The 9,034-nt window shown below is 45.4% G+C and carries 11 protein-coding genes; 3 read left to right on the top strand and 8 right to left on the bottom strand.

The features are described 5' to 3' along the window. Window positions 1-1,056: T9SS type A sorting domain-containing protein (locus SFV55_RS06460; protein WP_320028658.1), on the top strand; the 1,056-nt coding region annotated here is incomplete at its 5' end. Between the two features lie 88 nt (window positions 1,057-1,144). On the opposite strand, the gene SFV55_RS06455 is transcribed toward SFV55_RS06460, so the two are convergent. Beyond that, the gene (locus SFV55_RS06455; protein ID WP_320028657.1) at window positions 1,145-2,371 is read right to left on the bottom strand and encodes an MFS transporter; all 1,227 of its coding nucleotides are present in this window, start codon (window positions 2,369-2,371) and stop codon (window positions 1,145-1,147) included. A gap of 60 nt (window positions 2,372-2,431) precedes the next feature. After that, a complete protein-coding gene (locus SFV55_RS06450) occupies window positions 2,432-2,713 on the bottom strand; it encodes a hypothetical protein (RefSeq protein WP_320028656.1) in 282 nt (93 codons plus the stop codon). Between the two features lie 103 nt (window positions 2,714-2,816). Between SFV55_RS06450 and SFV55_RS06445 the strand changes: the two genes are divergently transcribed. Beyond that, a complete protein-coding gene (locus SFV55_RS06445; protein ID WP_320028655.1) occupies window positions 2,817-3,479 on the top strand; it encodes a hypothetical protein in 663 nt (220 codons plus the stop codon). 40 nt (window positions 3,480-3,519) lie between these two features. Here the strand turns inward: SFV55_RS06445 and SFV55_RS06440 are convergent, their stop codons facing one another. From SFV55_RS06440 to SFV55_RS06430, 3 genes are all read right to left on the bottom strand, one after another. Next, window positions 3,520-3,960 (bottom strand): SRPBCC domain-containing protein, encoded by a 441-nt coding sequence (locus tag SFV55_RS06440; protein WP_320028654.1) that lies wholly within the window; start codon window positions 3,958-3,960, stop codon window positions 3,520-3,522. Window positions 3,961-4,035: 75 nt separating this feature from the next. Further along, window positions 4,036-4,722 (bottom strand): YafY family protein, encoded by a 687-nt coding sequence (locus SFV55_RS06435; protein ID WP_320028653.1) that lies wholly within the window; start codon window positions 4,720-4,722, stop codon window positions 4,036-4,038. A 64-nt stretch (window positions 4,723-4,786) separates the two neighbouring features. Beyond that, the gene (locus SFV55_RS06430) at window positions 4,787-6,070 is read right to left on the bottom strand and encodes a hypothetical protein (RefSeq protein WP_320028652.1); all 1,284 of its coding nucleotides are present in this window, start codon (window positions 6,068-6,070) and stop codon (window positions 4,787-4,789) included. Window positions 6,071-6,211: 141 nt separating this feature from the next. Between SFV55_RS06430 and SFV55_RS06425 the strand changes: the two genes are divergently transcribed. Beyond that, complete coding sequence (locus SFV55_RS06425; protein ID WP_320028651.1) at window positions 6,212-6,685, top strand: hypothetical protein; 474 nt, start codon at window positions 6,212-6,214, stop codon at window positions 6,683-6,685. 86 nt (window positions 6,686-6,771) lie between these two features. On the opposite strand, the gene SFV55_RS06420 is transcribed toward SFV55_RS06425, so the two are convergent. From SFV55_RS06420 to SFV55_RS06410, 3 genes are all read right to left on the bottom strand, one after another. Beyond that, on the bottom strand, window positions 6,772-7,383 hold the full coding sequence (locus tag SFV55_RS06420; protein WP_320028650.1) for an RNA polymerase sigma factor: 612 nt from the start codon (window positions 7,381-7,383) through the stop codon (window positions 6,772-6,774). A 193-nt stretch (window positions 7,384-7,576) separates the two neighbouring features. Beyond that, window positions 7,577-8,320 (bottom strand): LytTR family DNA-binding domain-containing protein, encoded by a 744-nt coding sequence (locus SFV55_RS06415; RefSeq protein WP_320028649.1) that lies wholly within the window; start codon window positions 8,318-8,320, stop codon window positions 7,577-7,579. A 23-nt stretch (window positions 8,321-8,343) separates the two neighbouring features. After that, window positions 8,344-9,034 (bottom strand): sensor histidine kinase (locus SFV55_RS06410; RefSeq protein ID WP_320028648.1); only part of this gene is annotated, 691 nt, incomplete at its 5' end.

Below are 9,034 nucleotides of genomic sequence, written 5' to 3'. Positions count from 1 at the left end.
ACCGTAACTCCACAATTGGACAAAAACCACCTGAATGGTGTATCTACTTTTGACCTGGTATTGATCCAGAAGCACATCCTCGGTGTAACGGCGTTGAACAGTCCATACAAAATGATTGCTGCTGACGTGAACAACTCCAAGTCGATCAGTACTCTGGACTTGATTGCCCTGCGCAAGTTGATCCTGAACATTGATACTCACTTTGCCAACAACACATCCTGGCGTTTTGTGGATGCGACCTATGTCTTCCCGAACCCAACGAACCCTTGGTCGTCAGCCTTCCCTGAAGTGGTAAGTGTGAACGACATTACGAACAATTTGACAGCGAACTTTGTAGCGATCAAAGTGGGTGATGTGAATACGAGTGCGAGTGTGAATGGAGCGACGAGTGCAGAAATCCGCACGAGTGAGGACTTCAAATTGAAGACTCAGGAGCAAAACCTGAAGTCAGGCCATGAATACAAAGTGAGCTTCACTGCCGAAGACCTGCAACGCATCCAGGGTTACCAGTTTGCGCTGAACCTGGATCAAAGTAAGGTAGAGCTGTTGGACATCGAATACGGCGTAGCCAAGGCGGAGAACTTCGGCGTGTTCAAAAACGAAGGCATCATCACCACCTCGTGGAACAGCAAATACGAGCCAGGGGCATTGTTTACGCTGGTTCTCCGTGCAAAAGCAGACAGCAAGTTGAGCCAAAGTCTGAGCCTCAACCGCTTGGTATCTCCAGAGGCTTACAGCCAGAACAACGAGCACCTGGGCATCGCCTTGAACTTTGAGGGCATCCAGGCCACAGCAGCCTACGAACTGAAGCAGAACACGCCGAACCCTTTCAGTGATGAAACGGTGATTGGGTTCACTCTACCTAAGGCGACGAAAGGCACCTTGACAGTCAGTGATGTGAAGGGCGCTGTAGTGTACAAAGTAGAGGGCAATTATGCCAAGGGCAACAACCAAGTCACGCTCAAGAAGGAGCACTTGGGGGCAAGAGGGGTGTTGTACTATACTTTGGAAACAACCGACTTTACGGCTACGAAGAAGATGATTATTTTGGAATAAGAGCAATCAAAGTAAGTCAATAGCAAACATGAGTCATCCCGAATTTTCGGGATGACTCATGTTCGTTATGGGTAAAAAATATTTTTGATCAATGCGCTACACTCCCTTTTACCATCCGGTGAATATTGTACATCAATCCGATCGCCACTATCATTGTAATGGCCACGACATAACCCAGCATGGGGTAGTTTTCCAAATGGCCATCTGCCGCCTGATGCACAATCATTCCAGCCACTCCAGAAGCAATCCCTCCTGAAATCTGAGAGATAGAAGCATTGATGCCCATAAATGCGCCCCGGTCAGCTGGAGCAGGGACTGCACTCACTAAAGCAGTAGAGGAGATCATCCGCGAGGTGATGCCAATGAACATGATTACACTCATCAGAATGATGACCCAAAGGGGGGTGATCCCAAAATTACAATACACCACTACAATGATGATGGTAAGGATAGATCCTGCCGTAAATACTTTTATACTGCCCAGGCTATCGCTCAAGCGCCCCAATAACGGGCCGGCAATCATAGAACAAATACCTGTGACCAGATAAATGAGGGGCAACTGATCAAAAGTAACCCCGAGGTTATTGATGGAAAAAGCGCTACCAAAAGGCATCAGCATAAAACCACCGGTGGCCAGCAAAATGGTGCCCGCAAAACCTTGCAGGTAACGAGGCTTGGAAACCGTTTCCCAAAGGTGACTAAAAGCCGAGTTGTCTTTTTGCAAAGCCAGGTGTGCATTAATGGGCTTCAATTTGAGTAAGATCACTACAAACATGGGTACACAAATCGCCACGATCAGCAAGAACGGAGCATGCCAATCGAATAAGTTGGCAAAATACAAGCTGATTGGCAGGCCTAAAACCTGACTGACTGCAAACGCCATTTGTACAAAACCCATGACCCGCCCCCGCATTTCAAGTGCAAAAAGGTCGGTAATGATGGCAAAAACGATCGAGCCAATTACTCCTCCGAAAATCCCCGTTACGATCCGTGCCATTAATAGGAGAAAATAAGTGGGGGCGATCCCGCAAAGCAGGGTACCGATAATAAAGCCGGCGTAAAAAAACAGCAATAACTTTTTCCGGTCGAAACGATCCGCAAAACCAGCAGCCAGGATGCCTGAAGCTCCTGCACTAAAAGCATAGGCAGAAACAACCAGGCCAAATTGGGTGGTCGTAATGTTCAATTCTTCCAACAATTGTGCACCCAAAGGGGACAATACCATAAAATCAAGGATGATGGAAAATTGCAGGAGCGATAAAATGGCGATTACAAACCATTGATAAGGTGTGAATTTTAACAATGCAGATGACATAGTAAATAGGGTGCCGAAGCAAATGGGGCGTTGGATTGAAGTAAACCAAGGCCTAGGTGGTTAATCGGGTAATTCCTCAATGAAGAAACCCATGGATTGAACAGCGTGGATGATGTCTGACCAGTTGTTTTTGTTGCTTACAGTGCGCAAAATACGGTCACAATCACTGAGGTCCACAGTGGCACGGGTGACTAAACCATCTATTTTGAGCTGGTTACAAACGCGATTTGCTTCCGGGCGTTTGCTGATGTTCGTTTTAAAGACGCCAATCTTGGGTGGTGTTGGCGTTTGGGAAGCGGAACTCTTTGGGAAGGTGACGGGTTTTTTTGCAAGCAGATACATCGAAGCCGAATTAATTGCAACAAATATAGGGCGGGCTCGTGGAAAATACAAATATTTCGATGTATTTTCAATGAAATTGTGACGAAACCGATATATTTGCAGTATGAATAAAACAGTGCAATTAGTGAATGAATGGGGTGCCTTTGAAGCAGCTCATCCTCAAGCCGAAATAGAGGAGTTTTGTCGCTACTACCTCACCATGCAAAGGTCCAAGCTGGATCTCGGCGAAAATTTTGCAGGTAGAGGAACTCCACCTATGCCTGCTGCCTATCTAATGAAACTCATTGGGTACATCGCACGTTTGTTTGAAGTTTACATCACCAGAGCATTGTCCGATTTGCCATCCATCAAACAAGCCGAGGATTTTTTTTCCCTGAACATCATCTACCATTCTGGGGAATGCCGCAAAACTGAAGTGGTTCAGCAACAGCTCATGGGGATTTCAACTGGAATTGATACCCTCAATCGCTTGTTGGCCAACAAACTCATCGAAGAAAGAACCGACCCCAGTGACAAAAGAGCTCGTTTGGTCAAAGCCACTGAAAAAGGAGTTGAAGTTTTACACGAGTGTTATCGTCGTGCCGGGGTAGTCAACAACTTAATCTTTCACGACTTAAGTGTGGATGACATCAAGTTGTGTATTCAATTGCTGCGTGGGGTAGAAGCTAAACATTCGGTATTGGCGGTTGATTTGCGTGAACTGCCGATTGTAGAAATGTATGAAAAGGTGCTGGGGCACAAACCTGATCACAGTAAGCACCAGTAAGTGAATTTTAGTTCCACCTACTGGTACTTTTTTGAAAAATTTAAACTTTCACTTCCAGCATTTCTTTCATTGCACCCAGTAAGTACTGCCAGTTTTGCTCACTGTGTTCCATCACTTCAGCTGAGCGGATGTTGTCCTGCTCAATGGTAATCAAAGTACCTTGCTCTATTGCCTCAAAAGTATAGGTGATGGTTTGGTAATTTTCAGGCAAGTCAGGTAGTTCTGCGGCAGCAAAACTGCTCCAGTAATTGTACTTGATCACGTGGGGTGGATCAAACTGCAATACGGTGCCATGGTCTTCAAATTTTTGCTCTTCCCATTCACCCCGGTAAATGATGGGCGTACCAACCTGCCAGCTGGTAACCAACTCAGAGTCCCAGAAAAGGGTTTTTACGGATTCGGGTTCACTGAGTGCTGCAAAAACTTTTTCAATGGGTGCAGCAATTTCCATACTGGTTTTAAGCACAAATGGATACTTCATCTGGATGATTTTTTTGACAAAGCTAAGTGCATCTACTGACAACCCTATGGCAGTCGCTCAATACCTTTTTTAAATTTACCATTTATAGACATCCACGTGGTATTCGCTGAGCGCAATGTGGTCGGATTTGCGGAAAGGATCGGTTGTGGAAACCAGTTGTTGAATGCGCGATACCCGAAAATCCCGGTATTCTTCCCGCCTCCAACACCAGCCAATTAAATGCCAGTTGAGCGAATAAAAAATGAGCCCAATGGGTTCAACCTCCCGGTAACTGGCCTCTTGAGCCGCATTTTCGTATTGCAGACGCAGGATGTTTTTAGAAACAATGGCAGTTTGAATTTTTGCCAAATAATCGTAATCATTTTCCAGACAACTCGGGCGCAGTGCCTGCACACGCTCGTGCATCTGCTCCATTTTGTCCTTTTGGGTGCTTTTGAGCACCGCTTTGACCTTGTTAAGAGCGGCAGCATAGTGGCGGCGGATGCCCTGATCGGCAAAGCGCATCACCAAAGGCTCCATCAAGGATAAGGCATTGGCTTCTTCGTTGCTGAAAATGACAGGGGGCAAAAAATACCCATTCATCACAAAATAACCCTGGCCGGGCTCAAAACCGACTGGAATCCCAATTTCATCCAAAGCCCGAATATCACGGTATACTGTGCGCACACTGATTTCGAAGCGTTGAGCGATGGCTTCGGCGCTGAGGTGTTTTTTGGATTGTAGGGCGGTGACAATGCCCATGAGCCGATCTACCCGATTCATGTCAACAGAATTTGAGGTAAAAATACCATGAAAATGCCAGTGAAGAAAACTAAAAGTTGAAAAATCATTGAATTTGCTCGAAATCATTTTGGTAAAAAATCTTTCCTTCCAATCCCTTTAGCTCAACCTGATCTACCTCGCATAAACCATTGGAAATAAACCCAATCCCCGTAATTTTTCCAGCTGATTTTGAATAAGAACAAGTATAAACTTTTTTGTCGCCGTAATAAATCGTTACCACCCGATTCCGGACTATAATCTTTACTTCGATCCACTCAGTAACATTTGCCCCCAATGTCGACAAGTCAGTCGTTTTGCCATCCAAAATCAAATCGCCAAACTGCAACTTGCTTTCACTCGTACAACCCCTGGGCATGCTGATGAAGTACATGAAATTTTGTTGGCAAAAAACTTCCAGCATCAGATAGGGGCAAGGATTTTTGTTGAGTTCCTGAACGCGCACCCGCGTTTTGAAGACATAATTGTCGCTGTGTACAGGCCATTTGGGAGGGAAATAGGTATAGATGTAGTTGTTTTCCGCCCTTGAGTTGATTTTATGCTCGATTAAATCCTGCGCTTCGAGGCCCAATTTTCCGTCCTGTATGTACTGCTCCGTGTAGATGTAATTGGCGGCACCCGGTGGGAAACGTCGTGTGGCATAAAAAAACCAATCTTCGGTGGGAATACTCACGTCCAGTGTTTTGATGATCACATTATTGGCCATCAGCTTGGCGGTATGATAGCCAGGTTCATAATAAATATCGGTCAAGGTGTGTTGCTTTTTGAAAACCCGCACCCGGCGGCTTTCATCCCAGGATTGTTGAATGAAAAAACTGTCGGCATCGATGCCGTCCACATTGTAACTAAAAACAACGGAGTTGGGAATATCATTGGCAGTCACTTTTTTGACTGAAAACTGGGCTTCTTCAAAGCTGGCACCCGTATCTTTTAGACTGGTGCGACTGGTGATGAACAAAACCAAAAGCAAACTGAGAATAGACGAATAAAGTAGTGTTTTGGGCAAGCTACGCTTAAACATGAACTTTCGCTGAGGGCTGTGGGTAACTGCAATCGGGATTTTTGAATTGACTGCAGATCGATAATCCTGCCAGTGCTGATACCCCAAATACCTGGAAATGGCATTCAATGTAGCCACTTGGGGGAGCCTTGCAAAATCACCTTTGAGCAAACGTTTGAGGGTGGAAATGCTGATGAGGATGCCGGTTTTTGCTTCAATCACCTGGCTTACATTTTCATAATCCCGCTGAACCAAGCTATGGAGATCACCATAACCATTTTTCAAAAAAACCTCAGTAAGGCATAGTTTGACCAGCTCTTGTTCACTCATGGTGCGGTATTGAAGGGTGGTGCAGGCATTTTGAACGGATTTTGACGCACTTTGCCCGCTTTTTGGTGCTGCCTCCGGGATAGACAAATTTAGTTTTGTCTTTGCACAATGTCAAACCTCATTCCTTTAAACAACACAAAGATGAACAAATTTTGGAAAGCCCTACTCAGTACTGCCTTATTGGTAGGCACCACCGATATTCTTGCTGCTACCCTAATGTCCTGGGCGCGTTCGGGCAATTTTCCTTTCAAACTGTTCCACTATATTGCAGGAGGCGCCCTCGGATTGGAGCGCAGCATGAAGGGCAGCTGGGGCACGGCTTTGTTGGGGCTGTCTTTTCACTATTTTATTGCGTTTTCCTTTACCCTATTGTTCTTCCTGGCCTTTCCCCGTTTAAGTTTTTTGCGTGGAAATGCTTACTTGACTGGTTTTTTGTACGGCGTTTTTGTGGGGGCATGTATGACCTTCATGGTGTTGCCCTTGACGGCTTTACCTCCCAATCCTTTTAAACTGTTCAACGCCTTGCAAGGCTGGACGGTACTGGGTTTAGTTCTGGGGATTCCGATTGCCTTGATGGCCAAACGGTATTACCTGAACAAGTTGACCGAATTATAAAAAAACATCCCGAATTTTGATGGAAGTCAAAATCCGGGATGTCCTAAAACAGCTATAAAGGGAAACGAAGAACAGTCGGGTGGTTTTTAATTGAGCAGTTCCTTACCAAAACGAGATTCGATGATGCTCTTCAATTTTTGACGAGCACGGGCCAAACGGCTTTTGATGTTGGATTCAGAAAGACCAGTTTGTTGGCAAATTTCTTCAATGGAGCGCTCGTGAAAGTAAAACAGGTGCAATACTTCACTGTCACTTTCTGGTAGTTGTTCGATGGCCTGGCGCAACCAAAAGGAAGTTTCTTGTTTCTCCATGTGATGGGCCCCTTCGGCACGAATGCCAATTTGAATGCCATCGTTGATTTCTCCACTTTCGGTTAGTCCTTTGCGGTACTGCTTGCTGCGCAAGCGGTTGAGCGAAACAGAAGCAGCAATTTTGCAGAGCCAGGAACTGAGCTTGGCGTCGCCACGAAACTCGGGTAAAGCCTGAAAGGCCCGCAAAAAGGTATCCTGAAATACTTCTTCAGCGTCGTCGTGCGTCTGGATGTAGCGGCCAATGGTTGCTCTTACGAGTTTCTGGTGTTTAGCAACCAATTGGGCGTAAGCTTTCTGATCTCCGCGGATCGATTGTTGAATCAACGCAGCGTCTGTAATCAGTTTGGTGTGGGTTTTGGATGTAAAGCTTGAAAAAACGGTTGTCATGAGTCAGGTGTTTTAAAAAGATCCTTCAAAAATTATAATTCAAATTTACCGGGAGTTAGTATGACGGTAAATCCAGGTTTCACGGTTGGCGGTTTTGGGTTTATATTTGGCGGTTTTTCAAAAAAAAATGCCATCATTTGCGATAAATGACAGCATGATTTGGCAATAATTGCACCTTAATGCAAGGTTTTAATTAAATTTTTGCAATTTTTTCCAAAAACTCTGCTTTTTTCTGCTTGGAAACCGGCACGGAATGGCCATTGCGGGTGATGATCTCGCCACCTTCTCCGCGGATGTACTTTTTGATGTGATTGAGGTTGATCAGGTAGGAGTGATGTACCCGAAGGAAGCCACAGGGAACCAGCATTTCCCCTACATCTTTGAGGGGTTTGGACAACATGATGGTTTCGTTATGGATGAAAAAGATCTTGGTATAACTGCCTTCACTTTGGCAATGTACAATATCGGCAACTTCCACAAAAGTCAAACCTTCTGAGGTGGAAAGGGCAATGGTTTTGGGGGCTTGTTCTGGAGCCTTGTTCAGGTTTTCCATTACTTCAAACTGCCGCCAATCCGGTTTGGCCGTTTTATCCTTGGCTTTTTGGACGGCAGCCACCAATTCCTCGGCATCAATGGGTTTGAGCAAGTAGTCGAGAGCACTTAGTTTGATGGCTTGCAGGGCGTACTGATTGTAGGCAGTGGTGAAAATGACCTGAAACTGCAATGGTCTGCATTGTTGCAACAAGTCCAGTCCATTGAGGTAGGGCATTTCAATGTCCAAAAAAATTACATCCGGTGATTCTTTACGCAAATGCTCCAGCGCTTTGCGGGAATCGTTGAACTCAGCAATCACTTCTACTTCCGGACAATGTTTATTCAATAAAGACGAGAGCACTTCGGTGCAGTATAATTCATCGTCAATGAGGATTGCTTTCATGCTTTAGGATGTTTAATAAAAATTTATTCCAAAGGCAGCGTCAAACGTACTTTGGTACCAGCAGCCTTACCTTCAGGAGTTACCAAATCTTCAATCAAAATCGAAGCTTCAGTTTGATATATCTGGTTGATCATCTGGATGCGCTCAGCGGTTACTTCCATGCCATGTGACTTCTGTGCGGTGGCTGATTTACTTTTGAAAGCTCGGGCTGCGGCTCGACCAACCCCGTTGTCCTCTACTTCTACCACCAGTGCATTGTCTTCCTGAAATACCCTTACCTCCAGGTGGCATTCTTCGCCAGGTTTCGCTTCTTTGTGCATCAGTCCATGCCAAATGGCATTTTCCACGTAAGGTTGAATGATCATTGGTGGAATTTCCAGGCAGGTGGGGTCGATGGCTGGCGAAACTTGAACATGATAAGTAAATCGGTTGACAAAACGCATGGATTCCAGCTCCATGTACAACCGTAGTGCTTCCAATTCATCGCGCAAAGTAACCAGGTTAGAGCGGGAATTATCGAGTACCAAACGGATCAAACGGCTAAACTTGGTCAAATAAGCTGATGCAGCGTCTGGTTCATTGCGTTGAATGAAACGATTGATCGAATTGAGGCAATTGAATAAAAAATGGGGGTTCATCTGTGAGCGCAGGGCGGCCATTTCCACCTCGGCCAGTCTTTTGTTGAATTCTGCTTTCATACGTTCTTCTTTCCGG

Source organism: Haliscomenobacter sp. (assembly GCF_033763495.1).
Taxonomy (GTDB): Bacteria; Bacteroidota; Bacteroidia; order Chitinophagales; family Saprospiraceae; genus Haliscomenobacter.
This window is presented reverse-complemented; position numbering and strand designations above follow the sequence as displayed.

Bases quoted from the DNA above. Each gene is read 5' to 3' on its own strand.
- SFV55_RS06455 (WP_320028657.1), bottom strand. From the start codon at position 2,371: ATGTCATCTGCATTGTTAAAATTCACACCTTATCAATGGTTTGTAATC.
- SFV55_RS06450 (WP_320028656.1), bottom strand. From the start codon at position 2,713: ATGTATCTGCTTGCAAAAAAACCCGTCACCTTCCCAAAGAGTTCCGCT.
- SFV55_RS06445 (WP_320028655.1), top strand. From the start codon at position 2,817: ATGAATAAAACAGTGCAATTAGTGAATGAATGGGGTGCCTTTGAAGCA.
- SFV55_RS06440 (WP_320028654.1), bottom strand. From the start codon at position 3,960: ATGAAGTATCCATTTGTGCTTAAAACCAGTATGGAAATTGCTGCACCC.
- SFV55_RS06435 (WP_320028653.1), bottom strand. From the start codon at position 4,722: ATGAATCGGGTAGATCGGCTCATGGGCATTGTCACCGCCCTACAATCC.
- SFV55_RS06430 (WP_320028652.1), bottom strand. From the start codon at position 6,070: ATGAGTGAACAAGAGCTGGTCAAACTATGCCTTACTGAGGTTTTTTTG.
- SFV55_RS06425 (WP_320028651.1), top strand. From the start codon at position 6,212: ATGAACAAATTTTGGAAAGCCCTACTCAGTACTGCCTTATTGGTAGGC.
- SFV55_RS06420 (WP_320028650.1), bottom strand. From the start codon at position 7,383: ATGACAACCGTTTTTTCAAGCTTTACATCCAAAACCCACACCAAACTG.
- SFV55_RS06415 (WP_320028649.1), bottom strand. From the start codon at position 8,320: ATGAAAGCAATCCTCATTGACGATGAATTATACTGCACCGAAGTGCTC.